Source organism: Micromonospora cabrerizensis (genome assembly GCF_022230955.1).
GTDB lineage: Bacteria > Actinomycetota > Actinomycetes > Mycobacteriales > Micromonosporaceae > Micromonospora > Micromonospora cabrerizensis.
In genome coordinates this window covers 25,451-43,445 of record NZ_JAKKFI010000024.1, presented here as the reverse complement: position 1 = coordinate 43,445, position 17,995 = coordinate 25,451, and the positions used below count along the sequence as shown (strand labels likewise).

The window sequence follows — 17,995 nt, the reverse complement described above, 5'->3', positions numbered from 1 at the left end:
CATGAGCGACGAGGATCTGTGGCGGGTGCTGCGCGGCATCGCCGACATGCCGTACGGGGCGGGGCAGATCGCCGCGCTGGAGCAGTTGCTGCGTCGGGTCGACGCCGCCGACGACCGGCACCTTGCCTTCGTCACCCGGATGCAGGCCACCACCGGCTACATCTACGGCGGCGAGCCGGCAAAGTCCTTCGTGACCTTCTCCTGGTGCCTTTCCGAGTTCGACCAGGATCCGCAGCCCTACCACCAGCGTCACCTGCACAACCTGCTCTGGCACTTCAAGTACATGGTCAACGGCCTGCTGAACTTCCCGGAGGTGCCACTCGACCGTACGTACGCCGTGCTGGACGACATGGAACGCCGCTACCGGGCCGGTGGGCACAGCCTGCAGGCCGTCCACAAGAATCGGTTCCGGGTCGCCAACCACGTGGGCGACGCCGAGGCGGCCGCGCACTGGTACCGGCTCTGGCAGACCACCCCGCGCGACGAACTCTCCGACTGCGCCGGCTGTGACCCGACGAGCCAGGTGAACTACCTCGCCGAGACCGGGCGGGACGCGGAGGCGGTGACGCTGTCCGAGCCGGTGCTCGCCGGCCGGCTCACCTGCAACGAGCAGCCGCAGGCGATCCTCACCGCGCTGCTCCTGCCGTACCTGCGGACCGGGCGGGACGAGTCGGCGCGGGACGCGCACCGGGAGGCGTACCGCCGGTTGCGCGGCAACCTCGCCGACCTGTGGGACATCGGCGACCACGTCGAGTTCTGCACGGTGACCGGCAACGAGGCGCGGGCGGTGGAGCTGGTCGAACGGCACCTGGACTGGCTGGACCGGGCACCGTCGCCGGCCGCCGCGATGCACTTCGCGGCGACGGCCGCCGCCGCGCTGCGCCAGGCCGCTCGGAGCGGCGAGACGACCCTGTACCGCCGGGCTGCCGAGGGCCGACCGGCCGGCGAGGTGTCGGCGTCGGTGCTCGCCGACGAGCTGACGCGGACCGCGACCGGGCTGGCGGAGCGCTTCGACGCCCGCAACGGCACCACCCACCAGTCCGAGTGGATCGCCCGCCGGCTCACTGTGCGGCCGCGCGGTGAGCACCTGCCGCTGTCCGCGAGCGTCCGCCGCCGCCCGCCCCGCCCGAGCGAGGGTGAGTCGACCACTCCCCCGAGCAGGGCCTCTGCGGCGGCTCGCGACGCGGTGCGCGCCGGCAGGTCCGAAGCGGTCGCCGTGGCGGTGCCCGCCGACGCCGGGCCGGACGAGCTGCTGAACCTCGCCGAGCAGCGCTGGGGTCGGCACGACCCGGCCACGTTCCGCGCGGTGCTGGCCGCCTACGACGAGCGGTTCGGTTCGGCCGAGCTGTCCCCGCGTACGGTCGCCCACCGGTTGGCGATGCGGGCGGCCGAGCGCGGCGACGCGGACGACATCCCGGGCGCGATCGAGATGAACCGGGCGGCACTGGAGGTGTACCGGACGGCGGGCGATGAGTTGTCCGCCCAGGTGGTCGCCGGGCGGCTCGGCGTGCTGCTGACCCGGTCCGACGACGACGCCGACGAGGGGTTGGCGTTGGTCCAGAAGGCAGCCGAGGTTCTGGACCGCGACGGCGACGCCCGGCAGCGGGCCGCCGCCCACGACCGGGTGGCGTTGGCGCTGCTGCATCGGGAACGCTGGGACGACGCGCTCGCGGCGTTGGACCGGGTGCCGCCCGACGCGGGGGGCGATCCATACCTGGCGGCCCGGGTCGCACTGCACCGGGCGCACCTGCTGGAGCGGGCCGACCGTGTCGAGGAGGCGAGCGCCGCCGCCGCCGAGTCCCGTCGGATCGGCCGTGAACTGGGCGTCGGTGAGCTGGTCACGGCGGCCTGCCTGGCGTACGCCCGAACGGTGGACGACCCGGCCGACGCGGTGACCGCCTGCGACGAGGCACTGTCGTCGGCATCGGCGGACGCGGAGTTGCCGGTTCGCGTCGCCCGGGCCCGCGCGTTGCTCGCCGCAGGCCGGGCCGCCGACGCGGTGGACGACTTCATCGAGGCGGTGACGCTCTGCGTGGAGCGGGGTGCCGAGGGGGACGCGTTCCTGCGTTGGGAGCTGGCGAACGCGTACCGGGTGGTGGGTCGGCTCGGCGAGGCGGCCGAGGTCGCCGAGGAGGCCCTCCTCGCTTTCGACCGGCTTGGCGCCCAGGCCGAGGCGGACCGTTGTCGGCACCTGCTGGCCGGCGTGTACGCCGGGCTCGGCGAGATCGACCCGGCGCTGGCCCTGCTGGAGCAGTTGGCCGACAACCTGAATGGTCCGGACAACCTCCCGTATCGGGCGCAGGTGCTGGAGGAGGCCGGAGGCATCCTCTACGACGCGGACCGGGACGCGGCCGGCGCGGAGCGGTTTGCCGCAGCCGCCTCGGCGTACCGGCTGGGCAGCATGCCTCTGGACGAGTTGCGGGCGCGTCGGCGGGAGGCGTACGCCTGGTTCTGGGCCGACGACCGGCCGGCGGCGATTCGGGCCGTCGAGCAGGTGGACGCGCTGGCGGCGACGCTGGCCGGGCAGCCGGAGCCACCGGTGACGTACGAGCTGGCGATGGCCGCCGAGGCCGGGGCTCGGGTGCTGACGGCCGAGGGCCGGCCGGACGAGGCGCTGGCGCGGCTCACCGGGGTGCCCGACCGGCTGCGGTCGATCGAGGCCTTCGGTGAGGCCGTCCAGGTGGAGGTTCTCACCGGTGAGCTGTTGCTTCGACTGGAACGGCCGGCTGAGGCGGAGCCGCTCCTGCGGCGTGTCCTCGGTGGGCTGCCGGCCGACTCGCAGCCGGTCCGCCAGACCGCCTGGCTCCTGGCCCGTGCCCTGGATCTGCTGGACCGGCCGGCCGAGGCCGCCGTGCTGCGGACGGAGCACGACCTCGACCCGGACGACGACTGAGCGCACCCACCAGCGCCGAGGTGTGCCCAAGCGCTTGGTAACCAGCGGCCCCCCGTGCTCGCGTCGCGGTCTACGCTTGCCCGGTGACGGTGGAGCAGCAGGCACGGGGTGCGGCGGGTACGGGCCGGCGCAGGTCCCGCAAGGACGAGATCCTGGAGATCGCGGTCGGTCTGTTCGCCGCCCGTGGCTACCACGGTGTGTCGATGGACGACATCGGCGCGGCGGCGGGGGTCACGGGTCCGGCGCTCTACCACCACTTCGCCGGCAAGGAGGCCATGCTGGCCGCCGCGCTGATCCCGGTCAGTGACGGGTTGCTGGCCGGTGGGCGGGAACGGGCCGCCGGCCGCCCGGACGACCCGCGGGGCGTGCTGGAGTCGCTGATCGACTTCCACGTCGAGTTCGCGCTGGCCAACCCGGCGGTGATCGCGTTGCACCTGCACGAGTTGGACCGCCTGCCGGAGGAGCCGCGACGGCGGATCCGTCGCCTGCAACGGCTCTACGTCGAGGAGTGGGTGACCGTGCTCACCGCACTGCACCCGGGCATGCCCGACGGTGAGGCGCGGGTGATCGCGCACGCCGCGTTCGGCCTGATGAACTCGACCCCGTTCCTCGGTGGCGAGGTGGACCGCCGACGTCGTGCCGAGCTGCTGCGCGGCGCGACGCTGGCCGCGCTGCTCGCCTAGCCCGACTCGTCAGAAGCCCGTCGGTCATGATTCCCTGACTACCGTCCCACCATCCGGACGCCGGGAGGAAACATGATCGAGTCACTGCTGGTCGCCAATCGGGGCGAGATCGCCCGCCGGATCATCCGGACCGCCAAGCGGCTCGGCATCCGCGCGATCGCGGTGTACTCGGAGGCCGATGCCGACCTGCCGTTCGTCGCCGAGGCGGACGAGGCCGTCCTGATCGGCCCTCCGAACCCGGCGCAGAGCTACCGCAACGCCGAGGCGATCCTCGCCGCCGCGAAGGCGACCGGTGCGCGGGCCATCCACCCCGGGTACGGCTTCCTGTCGGAGAACGCCGAGTTCGCCCGTACCGTCGAGTCGAGCGGCCTGATCTGGGTCGGGCCCGACGCGGACGCGATCACCGCGATGGGCGACAAGATCAATGCCCGGAACCTGATGGCGGCGGCCGGCGTCCCGGTCGCCCCCGGCACCACCGACCCGGCTGCCGACCTGGACGCGGCGGTGACGGCCGCCGCCGGGATCGGCTACCCGGTGATGGTCAAGGCCGCGGCCGGTGGCGGCGGCATGGGCATGGGCGTGGCCGTCGACGAGGCCGCGCTGCGCACCGAGTACGACAAGGTGCGCGCGTTCGCCGAGCGGATGTTCGGCGACGGCTCGGTGCTCATCGAGCGGTACTTTCCCCGGGTACGCCACGTCGAGGTGCAGATCCTCGGTCTGGCCGACGGCCGGGTGGTGGCTCTCGGCGAGCGGGAGTGCTCGGTGCAGCGACGCAACCAGAAGCTGGTCGAGGAGTCGCCGTCCCCGGCGGTGTCGCCGGAGTTGCGATCTCGCCTCCTGGCGGCGGCGGTTCGCGCGGGTGAGGCGGTCAGCTACCGCAACGCGGGCACCGTGGAGTGCCTGCTCGATCCAGCCACCGGCGAGTTCTTCTTCCTGGAGATGAACACGCGCCTCCAGGTGGAGCACCCGGTGACCGAGTACGTCTACGGCGTCGACCTGGTCGAGGAGCAGTTGCGGGTGGCGTCGGGGCTGGCGCCGACCTTCGACCCGGACGCGTTGACGCCGCGTGGCCACGCCATCGAGCTGCGGATCAACGCCGAGGACCCGAAGCGCTTCCTGCCCGGCCCCGGCGTGGTCAGGACCTGGGTGGAGCCCACCGGCGAGGGTGTCCGGGTCGACTCCGGCTACACCGAGGGCAACACCGTCACCCCGTTCTACGACAGCCTGCTGGCCAAGCTCATCATCAGCGGCGCCACCCGCGACGAGGTGCTGGAACGGGCGAGGGCCGCGGTCGCCGCCTTCCAGATCGAGGGCCCGAAGAACAACGTCCCGTTCTTCGCCGAGCTGCTGACGAACGACGAGTTCCTCTCCGGCGCCTACGACACCGGCATCGTCTCCCGTATGCGCTGACCGGCCAGTCCGTCGCCCCTGCGGGGGAGGCAGGACTGGTTCGTCCGCCCTTTGCTCTGCTTACCTATAGGCGACAGCGGTTGCCCGATGACGGACAGTAGCCGTCGCACATAGGGCAGCAGAGCAAAGGGGCCGACATGCTGTCCCGATCCGACGTCACAGCGAGGTGACCGATGAGTCAACTGCCAGATTCCGTCTCCATCCGTGAGGTCGGGCCGCGCGACGGGTTGCAGAACGAGGACCCGATCCCGACCGACGCCAAGGTGCGGCTGCTCGACGCCCTCTCCGCCACCGGCGTACGTCGGATCGAGGCGGTCTCGTTCGTGCACCCCAAGGCGATCCCGCAGATGGCCGACGCCGACGAGGTGTGGCAGCGGGCGGTGAGGGCCGACGGGGTGCGGTACTCCGCGCTGGTGCCGAACACCCGGGGCGCCCAGCGGGCCCTCGCTGCCGGCTTCACCGAGATCGAGGTGGTGGTCTCCGCCAGCGACACGCACAACCGGCGCAACGTCAACCGGTCGACCGACGAGTCGCTGGACGACATCGCCGAGCTGATCGACCTGCTGCACGGCGCGTCGGCGCGGGTGGAGGTGATCGTCGCGACCAGCTTCGGCTGCCCGTACGAGGGCGACATCGACCCGGCGCGGGTGGCCGGCATCGTCGACCGGGTGGTCCGCGACGGCGCGGACCGGGTCGCGTTCGGCGACACCACCGGCATGGGCACTCCACGCCGGGTCCGTGAGCTGCTGACCGCGGTACGCGACCGCAACGCGAACGTGCCGGTGCTGCTGCACTTCCACAACACCCGGGGTACGGCGCTGGCCAACCTGTTGACCGCGCTGGAGCTGGGGGTGACCGAGTTCGACGCCAGCGTCGGTGGCCTGGGCGGCTGCCCGTACGCGCCGGGGGCGAGCGGCAACCTGGCCACCGAGGAGGCCGTGCACATGCTGCACGACATGGGCGTCGACACCGGGATCGACCTGGCGGCCCTGATCGAGGCGGCGGAGCTGGCCGAGGAGCTGCTCGGCAAGAAACTGCCGTCCGGCGTGCTGCGGGCGGGCCCACGCACCCGACTCACGCCGATGCCGGGCTGAGCGGTTCGGGACGCGGGGAGGGGCCGGCGCGATGCCGGCCCCTCCGACGTACCCGGTCGATCAGCCCACCGGGGTGAGCACGCTCGGCCAGCTGTCGCGGAAGACGTCCGCGCTGCGGTCGGTGGCGCTGAACGTGCCGGCGAAGAGGTTGCTCACCCGGTTCGCCTCGGCGGTGCTCGGGTAGGCGTTGGTGCAGCTGGTGCCGGCGCTGCCGCCGGACATCAGCAGCGCGCAGTTGCCGTTGTAGTTGTCGGGCAGGCCGAGGATGTGCCCGATCTCGTGGGTCATGATCCGCAGCACGCTGTACTGGGCGGCCTGCTGGGTGTCGATGTAGACCCGGCCGTTGCCGAGGCTGGTCCGCACGGCGTAGGAACCGCCGCCGGTGATCCGGTAGATCCGCAGGTTGGAGCCGCAGTTCGCGGAGAGCGTCAGGTTGACGGTGGCGTTGTTCCAGATCGAGGCGGCCTGGTTGGCGACGCTGGCGTAGCTTCCCGCCTGGCTGGTGTTGTAGCAGATTGTCATGGCGGCGGACGCGGGTGCGGGGTTGGCGACCGTGACGCCGACGGTTGCGAGTGCCGTCGCGAGGAACGCGACCGCGAGCCGATTGAGTCGTGAGGTCATCGCTGACTCCAATCCGGGAGGAGGGGTGCCAGGAGCCTAGCGATAAGCATTCATGTTTTTCAATGTCTTGCGTCAGGCTTCGCCATCTGATCCGCCCGTGGGTCGCCGACGGTCGTGCTGATGCGCTAGCCTAACGATCGTTCAGGTCGTTATGGCGAGGGAGTCGGCGTGACGCTCGACGGTGAGGCACTGGAGCAGCTGCGCAAGCGGGCCCGGTCCGGCGGCGCGGACAAGTACCACGCGGCCAACGCGGCCAAGGGCAAGCTCTTCGCCCGTGAGCGGGTCGCGCTCCTGGTCGACGAGGGTTCGTTCGTCGAGGACGGGCTCTACGCCAACACGATGGCCGACGGGCTGCCCGCCGACGGGGTGGTCACCGGCACCGCCACGATCGACGGCCGGCAGGTCTGCCTGATGGCCAACGACTCCACCGTCAAGGCCGGCAGCTGGGGCGCCCGCACCGTCGAGAAGATCATTCGGATCATCGAGCGGGCGTACGGCGCCGGTGTGCCGATGGTCTACCTGGTCGACTCGGCCGGCGCCCGGATCACCGACCAGGTCGACCTCTTCCCCGGCCGCCGTGGCGCCGGCAAGATCTTCTGGAACCAGGTGCGCGCCTCGGGTTCCATCCCGCAGGTGTGCGCGCTGTTCGGCCCCAGCGCCGCCGGTGGGGCGTACATTCCGGCGTTCTGCGACGTGGTCGCCCTGGTCGACGGCAACGCGAGCATGTATCTGGGCTCGGACCGCATGGTCGAGATGGTCACCGGTGAGAAGACCACCCTGGAGGCGATGGGCGGGGCCAAGGTGCACACCGCCGAATCCGGCGTCGGGCACTTCCTCTGCAAGACCGAGGCCGACGCGCTCGACGTGGTGAGGACCTACCTGTCGTACCTCCCGGCGAACTGGACGCAGGCGCCGCCGACCGCGCCGGCCGTCGCCGCCCCCGCCAAGGCCGACCTTGCCGCGCTCGTGCCGGCCAGCGAGCGGCAGGCGTTCGACATGCGGCGCTACGTCAAGGGCCTGCTCGACGAGGGTTCCTTCTTCGAGATCCAGGCCCTCTGGGCCAAGGAGCTGACCATCGGCTTCGGCCGCCTCGACGGCCAGGTCGTCGGTGTGATCGGCAACAACTCGATGTTCAAGGGTGGCGTGCTCTTCGTCGACTCGGCCGACAAGGCGACCCGGTTCGTGCAGCTCTGCGACGCGTTCAACGTGCCGCTGCTGTTCCTCAGCGACGTACCCGGCTTCATGGTCGGCAGCGTCGTGGAGAAGCAGGGCATCATCCGGCACGGCGCGAAGATGATCACCGCGATCTCCGAGGCGACGGTGCCGAAGATCTGCGTGGTGGTCCGCAAGGCGTACGGCGCCGGCCTCTACGCGATGGCCGGTCCCGGGTTCGAGCCGGACGCCACGATCGCCCTGCCGACCGCGAAGATCGCCGTGATGGGCGCCGAGGCCGCCGTGAACGCGGTCTACGCCAACAAGATCGCCGCCATCGCGGACGAGGACGAGCGGGCCGCCTTCGTCGCCGCCAAGCGGGCCGAGTACGAGCAGGACATCGACGTCGTCCGCCTCGCCAGCGAGCTGGTGGTGGACGCCATCGTCGAGCCGCACGACCTGCGCACCGAGCTGGTCCGTCGCTTCGCGGCGGCGCGTACGAAGGATCGGCACTTCTCCCGCCGCCGGCACGGCGTCACCCCGGTCTGATCCTCGACCCGGGCCCCCCACAGCGACCCGTCCTGGCGTCACGAGCGCCGGGCGGGACCGTCCTTACAGGAGGATGAGATGGACTTCCGGCTCACCGACGAACAAGCGGCGCTGCGGGACAGCGTGCGGGACTTCGCGCGCGAGGTGGTCGCCCCGGTCATCGCCGAGCACTACGAGCAGCACACCTTCCCGTACGAGGTGATCCGGCAGATGGGCAAGATGGGCCTGTTCGGCCTGCCCTTCGGCGAGGAGCACGGCGGCATGGGCGGCGACTACTTCGCCCTCTGCCTGGCCCTGGAGGAGATCGCCCGGGTCGACTCCAGCGTGGCCATCACGCTGGAGGCGGCGGTCTCGCTGGGCGCGATGCCGATCTACCGCTTCGGCACCGAGGAGCAGAAGGCGACCTGGCTGCCCAAGCTGCTCAGCGGCGAGGCGCTGGCCGGGTTCGGGCTCACCGAGCCGGGCACCGGCTCGGACGCCGCCGGCACCCAGACGCGGGCGGTGCTGGACGGCGACGAGTGGGTGATCAACGGCTCGAAGGCGTTCATCACCAACTCGGGCACCGACATCACGACGATGGTGACCGTCACCGCGGTGACCGGCACGAACCCGGACGGCTCCAAGGAGCTGTCGACCATCATCGTGCCGACCGGCACGCCCGGGTTCACCGTGGCGCCGGGCTACTCCAAGGTGGGCTGGACGGCCTCGGACACCCACGAGCTGACCTTCGACGACTGCCGGGTGCCGGCCGCCAACCTGCTGGGTGCGCGGGGTCGGGGTTTCGCCCAGTTCCTGCGGATCCTCGACGAGGGCCGGATCGCCATCGCCGCGCTGGCCGTCGGCCTCGCCCAGGGCTGCGTCGACGAGTCGATCAAGTATGCGAAGGAGCGGCACGCCTTCGGCCAGCCGATCGGCGCCAACCAGGCGATCCAGTTCAAGATCGCCGACATGGAGCTGAAGGCGCACACCGCCCGGCTGGCCTACTACGACGCCGCCGCCCGGATGCTGGCCGGTGAGCCGTTCAAGCGGCAGGCCGCCATCGCCAAACTGCACGCCAGCACGATCGCGGTGGACAACGCCCGCGAGGCCACCCAGATCCACGGCGGGTACGGCTTCATGAACGAGTACCCGGTGGCCCGGTTCTGGCGGGACTCCAAGATCCTGGAGATCGGCGAGGGCACCAGTGAGGTGCAGCGCATGATCATCGCTCGCGATCTGGGCCTCTGAGAGATCACACCGTCCACCCGTACCGGGTGGACTGCCCGTACGGCTGTCGGGTTTCGGCGGGTGGGCGTCAATAGCCCGACGTTCGACTGCCGACCGTCGGAGTCGATCCGTACTCTTCGTGCCCATGACTCCGGATCATGATCGGTCCCGGAGCCCGGCTGGTCGTACCCCCCTGCCGGAGCTGCTCCGCGAGCATCGCCGCGCCGCCGGTCTGACCCAGGCCGAGCTGGCGTCCCGGGCCGGGGTGGGTGTGCGGACGGTGCGTGACCTGGAGCGCGGTCGGGCGGTCCGGCCCCAGCGCACCACCGTTGACCTACTCGCCTCGGCATTGGCGTTGACCGGCAGCAGCCGGTCGGCGTTCCTCGCCGCGGCCCGCGGCGCCGCCGGTGAGCTGGCCCGATCGGACACCACCTCGACGGCGCTCGCGGTCAGCGGCAGAACCCCGTCGGCCGACCGACCGGCAACCCTCCCGCCACCGACAGCACTGATCGGTCGGGACCGTGACCTCACCGAGCTGACCGGGATGCTGACGGCGGAGCGTGGGCCCCGGCTGGTGAGCCTGGTCGGGTTGGCCGGGGTCGGCAAGACCGCCCTGGCGACGTCGGTGGCGCACGTGGTGGCCTCGGCCCACCCGGCCGGTGTGGTCGGGGTGCTGATCGGCGAGGGCTCGGACGGGCCGGACGTGCTCGCCGCGTCGATGTCCGTGCTCGGCGCGGCACGGCTGCCGGACCTCGTGGCCCGGCTCGCCGGGCAGCCGGCGCTGCTGGTGATGGACGCGGTGGAACGTGCCCCGGGCCCGGTGGCCGCGACGCTGCACCGGCTGCTCGCGGCCCTGCCCCCGCTGCGGGTGCTGGTCACCGGGCGACACCCGGTCGGCCTACCCGGTGAGCGGGTCTGGCCGGTCGCCCCGCTCGACGTGCCGCCACCGGACGCCGAACTCTCCGGGCTGGCCGCGCTCGAATCGTGGCCGGCGGTCGCGTTGTTCACCGCCCGGCTCGCTCAGGTCCGCCGGGAGACACCCACGCCCGACGAGCTGCCGGCCCTCGCCGCGCTGGTTCGTCGTCTGGGAGGGCTGCCGCTGGCCATCGAGCTGATGGCCGCCCGGGGCCGGCTCCTCGACCTCACCGAGCTGCTCGACCGGTACGGCGACCGGGTGCTCGACCTCGCCACCCCCGCCGATCCCGCGGTCCACCCCGGTTGGGACGCGCCGGACACGCTCACTCCCGGGGCGAGCGGCCCGGGCAGCACCCGTGCGGCGGTCGCCACGGTCACCCTGCGGGACGCGGTGGCGACCAGCTACCGACTGCTGGCACCGGCCGAGCGGGCGGCGCTGCGGCAGCTCGCCGTGTTCGGCAACCGCTGGTCGGTGGAGTTGGCCGAGGAGATGCTCGCCGACGAGGCCGACCGGGACGGCACGGTGGCGATCGACCCCGTCCCGCTGTTGGACCGGCTCGTCGAGCTGGGGCTGCTGAGCGTACGCGGCACCGGGTCCTTCCGGTTCCGGCTGCTCGACGCGGTCCGTGACTATGCCGTCGAGCAGGCGGCCGGCGAGGGCGAGCTGACCTGCATCCGGCGGCGGCACGCGGAGGTGATCGCGCGGTTGGTGGCACGGACCGCGGTCGACCTGGTCGGCCCACGGTTGCCCGACGCGGTGCACCGGCTGGACGAGATGAGCAGTGACATCAGCTCGTCGCTGTCCCACGCGGCCACCGACGACCCGTTGACCGCGCTGCGGTTGGCAGCCTGTCTGACTCGCTGGTGGCGGTTCCGTGGGCGCGACGTCGTCGGTCGGCAGTGGCTGCACCGGCTGCTGGCGGACCCGCGTACCGCCGACGCCGATCCGGTCCTGCGTGCCTGGGCCGCGCTCGGGGTTGCCCGGCTCGCGGCCGAGCACGCCGCGGGCGCCGAGGAGCTGCCGACGGCACGCGCGGCGTTGGACACCTTCCTGAAGGCCGGCGACGTCACCGGGGAGTTGGAGGCGCGCAACGTGCTCGGCGCGCTGTTGATCTCCGTCGGTCGGCAGGACGAGGCTCGCGAGCAGGCCGAGGTGGTGTTGCGGCTGGCTGCCCGCAACGGGCGGACCCGCGACCTGGCGGTGGCCCAGAACAGCCTCGCCTGGCACGAGATCCGGGTGGGTGACCTGGCTGCGGCCCGACGTCGGCTCGCCGCGGCGGATCGACTCGCCGCCGAGAGCGGGGAGCAGCGGCTGCGGGTGCTGGCCTGGGCCAGTCGCGCCGAGGTCGCCCGCCTGGAGGGCTGGTACGCGGACGCCGTCGACCAGGGCCGGCGGGCGATGGCGGCGTTCTCCGAGCTGGGCGATCCCGGGCACCGCCGCCGGGTGCTCGGGACGGTCGGGTTGGCGCTCGCCCAGGACGGGCGTGGTGCGGAGGCGACCGAGGTGCTCACCGAGCTGCGCGCAGGGGTGGCCGAGGCTGCGGCGGCCGGGTCGGGGCGAGCCCTGCCGCGTCCGCGCTCCGGTGACACGGAGCTGTCCTGGGGTGGGCCGGACGCCGGGCTGTGCGCGTTGATCGAGGGGAATCTCGCCCTGCACCGGGGTGACCGGGAGTTGGCTGCCGAGTGGTTCGCCGCCGCCGCCGACGACGTGGGCCAGGATCGCCGCGACGTGGTGGAGGCGCTGGTGGGGCTGGCCGCGAGCACTGCCGACCCGGCAGTGCTCGACCGTCTCGACCGGGTCTGCCAGGAGAGCGGTATCCAGCTGCTGTCGCAGGAAACGGGCCTGCTCTACGCGTTGACCGCCGGTCGGGAAGGGCCGACAACCCAGTGGCCCTGACGGGTCAGGTGCCAGAAAACGTGCCAGGGACGCTGCCGAGGATGACCGGGGGCGAGAGAGTGGCGCGGGCGAAGAGCCCCCTTGGTGCTACCCCTCGCTGATCGCCCGCGCCGTCACCCCCCGGTGATCCCCGGTGCACGAAGCCTGCCACCGCTACGACGGCAGAAAGCCGGCTTCGCCCGGATCATCCAGCTTGCCGGAACGACTTCTGCCGGTCTTTCTGCCGGTGCTGCCATCTCGCCCACCCTCGGGCGTGCTCAGGACCGGCTGGCGTCGGCCTGCTCGAAGCTGGTGTCGTCGCTGCCTGCGGTGGCGCACGGGTGCGCGGCGTCGCGGACCCGGCGCAGCCCGTCGAGCAGGGCCGCCAGTGCCTCGGGGTCGAGTTGGCCGGTGAACCACTGCTCGATCATCTGCAGGTGCCCGGGCAGCGTCTCGTTCAGTCGCTGCATCCCCGCGGCGGTGACCACCGCGTACGAGCTGCGCCGGTCGTTCGGGCAGGCGCGCCGGGTGAGCAACCCGTCGCGTTCCATCCGGTCCACCACGCGGGTCACCCCGCTGGTCGACAGTGAGGTCTGAGCGGCGAGGTCGGTCATGCGGAGCTGGTTGCCCGGTGAGCGGGCCAGCCGGGTGATGACCTCGAACTCGACAGCGGAGAGGCCGTGCTCTTCGAGTTGGGCGGTGAACCGGGCTGACAGCCCGGCGTGTGCCTCGAAGAGCAGGCCGACGGCGGTGATCCGGGGATCGTCGAAGACGTTGGTCACCGGTTCATCGTAGCAGTACTTGACACGAGGAATATTGCAGCGGTTATAGTTGCTCAGGCAGTCGTTGGGCTACTAAACAATCTCCTGGAGGACAGCAGCATGACCAGCAGCATCGATGCGGTTACCCGCGACTGGGACGGCCTCACCATCCCGACGGCCGGCACCTACGCGCTCGACGTGGCGCACAAGCGGGTCGGCTTCGTTGCCCGGCACATGATGGTGAGCAAGGTCCGCGGTGAGTTCAACGAGGCGACCGCCACCATCACCATCGCCGAGGACCCGCTGCAGTCGTCGGTCGTCGCGACCATTCAGGCCGCCAGCATCGACACCACCCAGACCGACCGGGACGCACACCTGCGCAGCCCCGAGTTCCTGGACTCGGAGAAGTTCCCGACGCTCGAGTTCCGCAGCACCGGGGTCAAGTCCCGTCGCGGCAACGAGTTCGTGCTCACCGGTGAGCTGAGCATCAAGGACGTCACCCGCCCGGTCGAGCTCGAGGTGGAGTTCGAGGGTGTCGGCCGCAGCCCGTTCGGCCAGGACATCTTCGGTTTCTCGGCGCACACCGAGATCGACCGCGAGGAGTTCGGCCTGACCTGGAACGTCGCCCTGGAGACCGGGGGCGTGCTGGTCAGCCGCAAGATCAAGATTGAGATCGAGGGCGAGGCCGTCCGTCAGGCCTGATCCCTCCCGGATCATCACGCAGGGCCCGCGCCGCACGTCGGCGCGGGCCCTGCGTCGTCTCGAAAACCGCCGACGTCGTGGTAATTGTCACGAGTTGTTCGCACCCCTACCGGGTCCCGGCGGCAGGCGACGGGGTACTGATGCCGCCACGAGCAGCGTCCGCCCGGGTCGATGTCGGATCACCGCCGTCGGGCTCTGGCCCCGGTCAGGTGGGCGCTCTTACCGTGATGGTTCACAATGCGCTTTCGGGACGGCAGGATCCCGGCCGCGCCGGTTGTCGGGAGGACACATGGGCAGGGACGTCTCGCAGGGTGCCTTCACCCGGGACGATCGCGTCCGCTACCGGCAGAAGGTACGGCGGTGCCTGGACGTCTTCGCCCTGATGCTGGACGACTTCGGCTTCGACGCCGACCGGCCGATGACCGGCCTGGAGATCGAACTCAACCTGGTCGACTCGGCGGCCGAGCCGGCGATGCGCAACGAGGAGATCCTCGCCGACATCGCCGACCCGCTCTTCCAGACCGAGCTGGGGCAGTTCAACCTCGAACTCAACGCCGAGCCCCGACTGATCGAGGGCACCGGCTTCGCCGACTACGAGCACGACCTGCGCGGCAGCCTCTCCCGGGCCGACGAGCGCGCGGCCAGGTCCGACGCCAAGATCGTCCTGGTCGGCATCCTGCCCACGCTCACCGAGGGGCACCTGGTCGAGGACAATCTCTCCACCAACGAGCGCTACCGGGTGCTCAACGACCAGATCGTCGGCGCCCGGGGCGAGGACATCGAGCTGGACATCCGTGGGGTCGAACAGCTCCGGACACACACCGACTCGATCGCCCCCGAGGCCGCCTGCACCAGCCTCCAGTTCCACCTCCAGGTGGCACCGGACAGCTTCGCCGACTACTGGAACGCGTCCCAGGCCATTGCCGGCGTGCAGGTGGCGGTCGGCGCGAACAGCCCCTTCCTCTACGGGCGCCAACTCTGGGCCGAGACCCGGATCGCCCTGTTCCAGCAGGCCACCGACACTCGTCCGGATGAGCTCAAGGCGCAGGGCGTACGCCCCCGGGTGTGGTTCGGTGAGCGGTGGATCACCTCGATCTTCGACCTGTTCGAGGAGAACGTCCGGTACTTCCCGCCGCTGCTGCCGATCTGCGAGGACGAGGACCCGGTGGAGGTGCTGCACGCCGGCGGGGTGCCGCAGCTCGGGGAGCTGAGGCTGCACAACGGGACGGTCTACCGGTGGAACCGCCCGGTCTACGACATCATGAACGGCCGCCCGCACCTGCGGGTGGAGAACAGGGTGCTCCCGGCCGGTCCGACGGTGGTGGACATGCTCGCCAACGCGGCCTTCTACTTCGGCCTGGCGCGCGGGCTGGCCGAGGCGGACCGCCCGATCTGGAGCCAACTCACCTTCAGCTCCGCCGAGGAGAACTTCCACGCCGCCGCCCGACGTGGTCTCGACGCCGTGCTGCACTGGCCCGGGCTCGGTGACGTGCCGGTGACCAAGCTGGTGCTGGAGCAGTTGCTGCCCACCGCCGCACTCGGCCTGGACGGCTTCGGTGTCGCCCCGGCCCAGCGCGACCGGCTGCTCGGCATCATCGAGCAGCGCTGCCGCACCGGCCGCAACGGTGCCGTCTGGCAGACCGAGGCGGTCTGGGCGGCGGAGCGGCGGAACGGCATGGACCGGAAGGACGCCCTGCACCACATGGTCCAGCGCTACGCGGAACTACAACGCACCAACAACCCCGTCCACACCTGGCCAGTCCCCTAACCCACCCACCCCACCCAACCCACCCACCCGCGTCCCGCCGCGTCGATCATGAAGTTGTTGCCACGACACGCCGGTCCGGAGGGCAACAACTTCATGGTCAACAGGGTGAGGCGGGCCGGGCCCGGGTGGGCGGGGCGTTTTCAGTCTGTTGCGGGGCGGGTTGCGCGGCGGGTTGCGCGGGTGCGCCGGGCGCTCGACGTCGGATCGTCGGTGGTGGGTGGGGCGACAACCGGGACGTCCGGGTTCGTGCGTGGTGCGGGCACCCTGGGTGTCGCACCCTCGTTCGGCGGGGCGCCCGCCCCGGTTGCCTGCGGTGTCGCGTCCGCCCTGCTGCGCCGACCTGCGCCACGGGCCGACGAATCGGGGGCCGGTGCCGCGGAATCGGCTTCGGCGACCGGAGTGGTGGTCGCCCGAGCGGTCGGAGTCGGCCCACCGGCGGCAGCCGGGGTCAACTCGGGGGCAACGGTCGAGGTCGGGTCGGTGGTCGTAGCCGGTGAATCCACGCTCCGGTGCGCCGCCCGGTGCCGTTCGGCTCGCTCGGCCAGGACGGCGGCCAGCACCGAGCCGCCGACCCCGGCGATCACCGCGTACGGGGCGATCAGTTGGGTGGACAACTGCGCGGGGCCCAGGGTGGACCAGTGCGGCAGTGTGGTCAGGTAGGCGAGCGCCACGAGCACCGGGCCGGCAGCGCCGGAGGCTGCCGCACCGACGCGGTGCCCAGCCTGGCGGGCGGCCCGACGGGCGGCCAGCAGACCGATCAGCAGCGCGGGTACGAGCGCCAGCAGAGCGCCGGGCCAGTAGATCTGGTCACCGATCCAGTACCGGGAGTGGTCCGGGTCGAGCTGCCAGGTGCCCAGTTGAGCGCCGGTCAGCCCTCGCCCGACGCGTACCCCGTCGATCACCGAGACCACCGCGAGCAGCCAGAGCCAGGCGGCCGTCGCGGTCACGTTGACCGCGGCTGCCCGGGAGCGGAGCGCCCAGATCGCGACGAGTACGCCCAGCAGGATGCCCAGCGTCGCCTGGACGGCGGCGGTCCGTTGCGGTGCGCCGGTGTCCGCGCCGGTCGCGACCCGCGCGGGTACGGCGATCAGCAGCACCGTCACCAGGCCGCCGATCCCGGCGCCGAGCGCGAGGGTCACCCGGCGCAGCAGGCCGCCCCGGTCGTCGGGCGCAGTCACCTGCCCCGCCTGCGGGTCGCTGGTGTCAACGGCAGGTGAGGCCTCGCCTGCGGGGGTCGCCTGCTCCGGCACGGTGGCGGGGGCCGTCACCTGCGGCTCGGCTGTCGTCGGTGCGGTGCGTTGGTGCAGTCGCTGCGCGCAGACCGCGCCGAGGACCGTTGAGCTGGCAGCGAGCCAGGTGGCCCAGGCGAGGCCGTCCGCCCAGGCGGTGTCGGTGGCACCGGCGTCGGTGGGCGTCCAGGTGATCACGCCGAGCCCGTAGCCGAAGCCCAGTTGGGCGGCACCCGCGCCGGCAGCGACCCCGATCGCCGTGGCGATCGACACTCCCCAGCCCTGTCTGGCCATGCCGGGCAGCGTAACGTCCCGTCGTCGGCGCGGCGAGTCGCACGACCCGCCGGTATGAGCGGCCCGGCGCAACAGGTTGGGCGGCGGGCGGTACGGTCGCCGGTGATGAGGCGGTGGGCGGTATGACGGACACGAACACGGGCCGACAGGATGCCGTCGGTGGCCAGGACGGCGGCGGTGCCGGTCGGGCCAGCGTGCTGCTGGGCGGAGGGCTGGCCGCTGTGCTGCTTGCTGCGGTCGGCGCGACCGGCGGTTGGCTGCTGGCCGGCGAGGACGGCACACCCTCGGGGGACCCGTTGGCGGTCGCGAGCGCGACCGGTTCGCCGACCAGCCGGGCCACCGCTTCCCGGCCGAGCACCGGCCGGACGACGCCGTCGGCCGTCCGGACCTCCGCCACGGCGACCAAGGGGTCGGGCCTGACCGTGCCACCGGTGATCGGCACCGACTTCGTGCAGGCCCGGGACACGCTGCGCAAGCAGCGGCTGGGCTGGCGGCTGGTCTTCGGTGGCGGCGCCGGTCGTACGGTCGAGAGCACCTCACCCGATGTCGGCACCGAGGTCGCCCGGGGCACGACGGTGCAGCTTCAGGTGTCCGGGCCGGCGCCGGCAGCCGAGGTGCCCGACGTGGTCGGGGACAACTGCGACAAGGCCGTCAACGAGCTGATCGACGAGGGCCTCTACCCGCGATACGTCAGTGGGCGCAGCGGAAAGGTCACCCGGCAGGAGCCGGCCGAGGACGGCCCTGCCCGCTGGAACGACGAGGTCAGCATCTGGTGTGGGGCGGGCGCCCCCGAACAGCCGACCGCGAAACCCACCCCCTGACCTGGGCGACCGCGGATTGGT

Annotated in this window: 13 protein-coding genes; 10 read left to right on the top strand and 3 right to left on the bottom strand. The window is 72.0% G+C overall.

Features of this window, described 5'->3' with window-relative positions:
* Position 1 precedes the first annotated feature (1 nt).
* The 4 genes from LADH09A_RS03020 (at position 2) to LADH09A_RS03005 (ending at position 6,080) form a co-directional block, all read left to right on the top strand.
* Positions 2-2,893 carry a tetratricopeptide repeat protein gene (locus tag LADH09A_RS03020; protein ID WP_238643197.1) on the top strand — a complete coding sequence of 964 codons (2,892 nt, stop codon included), beginning with the start codon at positions 2-4 and terminating at the stop codon, positions 2,891-2,893.
* Positions 2,894-2,976: 83 nt separating this feature from the next.
* Positions 2,977-3,576, top strand: coding sequence for a TetR/AcrR family transcriptional regulator (locus LADH09A_RS03015; protein ID WP_238643196.1), 600 nt, complete (start codon positions 2,977-2,979; stop codon positions 3,574-3,576).
* Between the two features lie 72 nt (positions 3,577-3,648).
* A complete protein-coding gene (locus LADH09A_RS03010) occupies positions 3,649-4,986 on the top strand; it encodes an acetyl-CoA carboxylase biotin carboxylase subunit (RefSeq protein WP_238643195.1) in 1,338 nt (445 codons plus the stop codon).
* Between the two features lie 182 nt (positions 4,987-5,168).
* Positions 5,169-6,080, top strand: a complete 912-nt coding sequence (locus tag LADH09A_RS03005) for a hydroxymethylglutaryl-CoA lyase (protein WP_238643210.1) — start codon at positions 5,169-5,171, stop codon at positions 6,078-6,080.
* 60 nt (positions 6,081-6,140) lie between these two features.
* Here LADH09A_RS03005 and LADH09A_RS03000 read toward each other — a convergent pair whose 3' ends face one another.
* The gene (locus LADH09A_RS03000; RefSeq protein WP_238643194.1) at positions 6,141-6,701 is read right to left on the bottom strand and encodes a snapalysin family zinc-dependent metalloprotease; all 561 of its coding nucleotides are present in this window, start codon (positions 6,699-6,701) and stop codon (positions 6,141-6,143) included.
* Between the two features lie 168 nt (positions 6,702-6,869).
* Between LADH09A_RS03000 and LADH09A_RS02995 the strand changes: the two genes are divergently transcribed.
* The 3 genes from LADH09A_RS02995 (at position 6,870) to LADH09A_RS02985 (ending at position 12,420) form a co-directional block, all read left to right on the top strand.
* A complete protein-coding gene (locus tag LADH09A_RS02995) occupies positions 6,870-8,402 on the top strand; it encodes an acyl-CoA carboxylase subunit beta (RefSeq protein ID WP_238643193.1) in 1,533 nt (510 codons plus the stop codon).
* Positions 8,403-8,480: 78 nt separating this feature from the next.
* Positions 8,481-9,629, top strand: a complete 1,149-nt coding sequence (locus LADH09A_RS02990; RefSeq protein ID WP_238643192.1) for an acyl-CoA dehydrogenase family protein — start codon at positions 8,481-8,483, stop codon at positions 9,627-9,629.
* A 124-nt stretch (positions 9,630-9,753) separates the two neighbouring features.
* Positions 9,754-12,420: an ATP-binding protein gene (locus LADH09A_RS02985; RefSeq protein ID WP_238643191.1), complete on the top strand. Its 2,667-nt coding sequence runs from the start codon at positions 9,754-9,756 to the stop codon at positions 12,418-12,420.
* Positions 12,421-12,677: 257 nt separating this feature from the next.
* Here the strand turns inward: LADH09A_RS02985 and LADH09A_RS02980 are convergent, their stop codons facing one another.
* Complete coding sequence (locus tag LADH09A_RS02980) at positions 12,678-13,181, bottom strand: MarR family winged helix-turn-helix transcriptional regulator (protein ID WP_238643190.1); 504 nt, start codon at positions 13,179-13,181, stop codon at positions 12,678-12,680.
* Between the two features lie 99 nt (positions 13,182-13,280).
* Here LADH09A_RS02980 and LADH09A_RS02975 point away from each other — a divergent pair, with 99 nt between their 5' ends.
* The gene (locus LADH09A_RS02975) at positions 13,281-13,862 is read left to right on the top strand and encodes a YceI family protein (RefSeq protein ID WP_238643189.1); all 582 of its coding nucleotides are present in this window, start codon (positions 13,281-13,283) and stop codon (positions 13,860-13,862) included.
* 289 nt (positions 13,863-14,151) lie between these two features.
* On the top strand, positions 14,152-15,630 hold the full coding sequence (locus LADH09A_RS02970) for a glutamate-cysteine ligase family protein (protein ID WP_238643188.1): 1,479 nt from the start codon (positions 14,152-14,154) through the stop codon (positions 15,628-15,630).
* Between the two features lie 140 nt (positions 15,631-15,770).
* On the opposite strand, the gene LADH09A_RS02965 is transcribed toward LADH09A_RS02970, so the two are convergent.
* On the bottom strand, positions 15,771-17,153 hold the full coding sequence (locus LADH09A_RS02965; RefSeq protein ID WP_238643187.1) for a hypothetical protein: 1,383 nt from the start codon (positions 17,151-17,153) through the stop codon (positions 15,771-15,773).
* A gap of 122 nt (positions 17,154-17,275) precedes the next feature.
* Here LADH09A_RS02965 and LADH09A_RS02960 point away from each other — a divergent pair, with 122 nt between their 5' ends.
* On the top strand, positions 17,276-17,974 hold the full coding sequence (locus LADH09A_RS02960; RefSeq protein ID WP_238643186.1) for a PASTA domain-containing protein: 699 nt from the start codon (positions 17,276-17,278) through the stop codon (positions 17,972-17,974).
* The last annotated feature ends 21 nt before the right edge of the window (positions 17,975-17,995 follow it).

Coding starts and splice junctions, on each gene's coding strand:
- LADH09A_RS03020 (WP_238643197.1), top strand. CDS start 2: ATGAGCGACGAGGATCTGTGGCGGGTGCTGCGCGGCATCGCCGACATG.
- LADH09A_RS03010 (WP_238643195.1), top strand. CDS start 3,649: ATGATCGAGTCACTGCTGGTCGCCAATCGGGGCGAGATCGCCCGCCGG.
- LADH09A_RS03000 (WP_238643194.1), bottom strand. CDS start 6,701: ATGACCTCACGACTCAATCGGCTCGCGGTCGCGTTCCTCGCGACGGCA.
- LADH09A_RS02990 (WP_238643192.1), top strand. CDS start 8,481: ATGGACTTCCGGCTCACCGACGAACAAGCGGCGCTGCGGGACAGCGTG.
- LADH09A_RS02985 (WP_238643191.1), top strand. CDS start 9,754: ATGACTCCGGATCATGATCGGTCCCGGAGCCCGGCTGGTCGTACCCCC.
- LADH09A_RS02975 (WP_238643189.1), top strand. CDS start 13,281: ATGACCAGCAGCATCGATGCGGTTACCCGCGACTGGGACGGCCTCACC.
- LADH09A_RS02970 (WP_238643188.1), top strand. CDS start 14,152: ATGGGCAGGGACGTCTCGCAGGGTGCCTTCACCCGGGACGATCGCGTC.
- LADH09A_RS02965 (WP_238643187.1), bottom strand. CDS start 17,153: ATGGCCAGACAGGGCTGGGGAGTGTCGATCGCCACGGCGATCGGGGTC.
- LADH09A_RS02960 (WP_238643186.1), top strand. CDS start 17,276: ATGACGGACACGAACACGGGCCGACAGGATGCCGTCGGTGGCCAGGAC.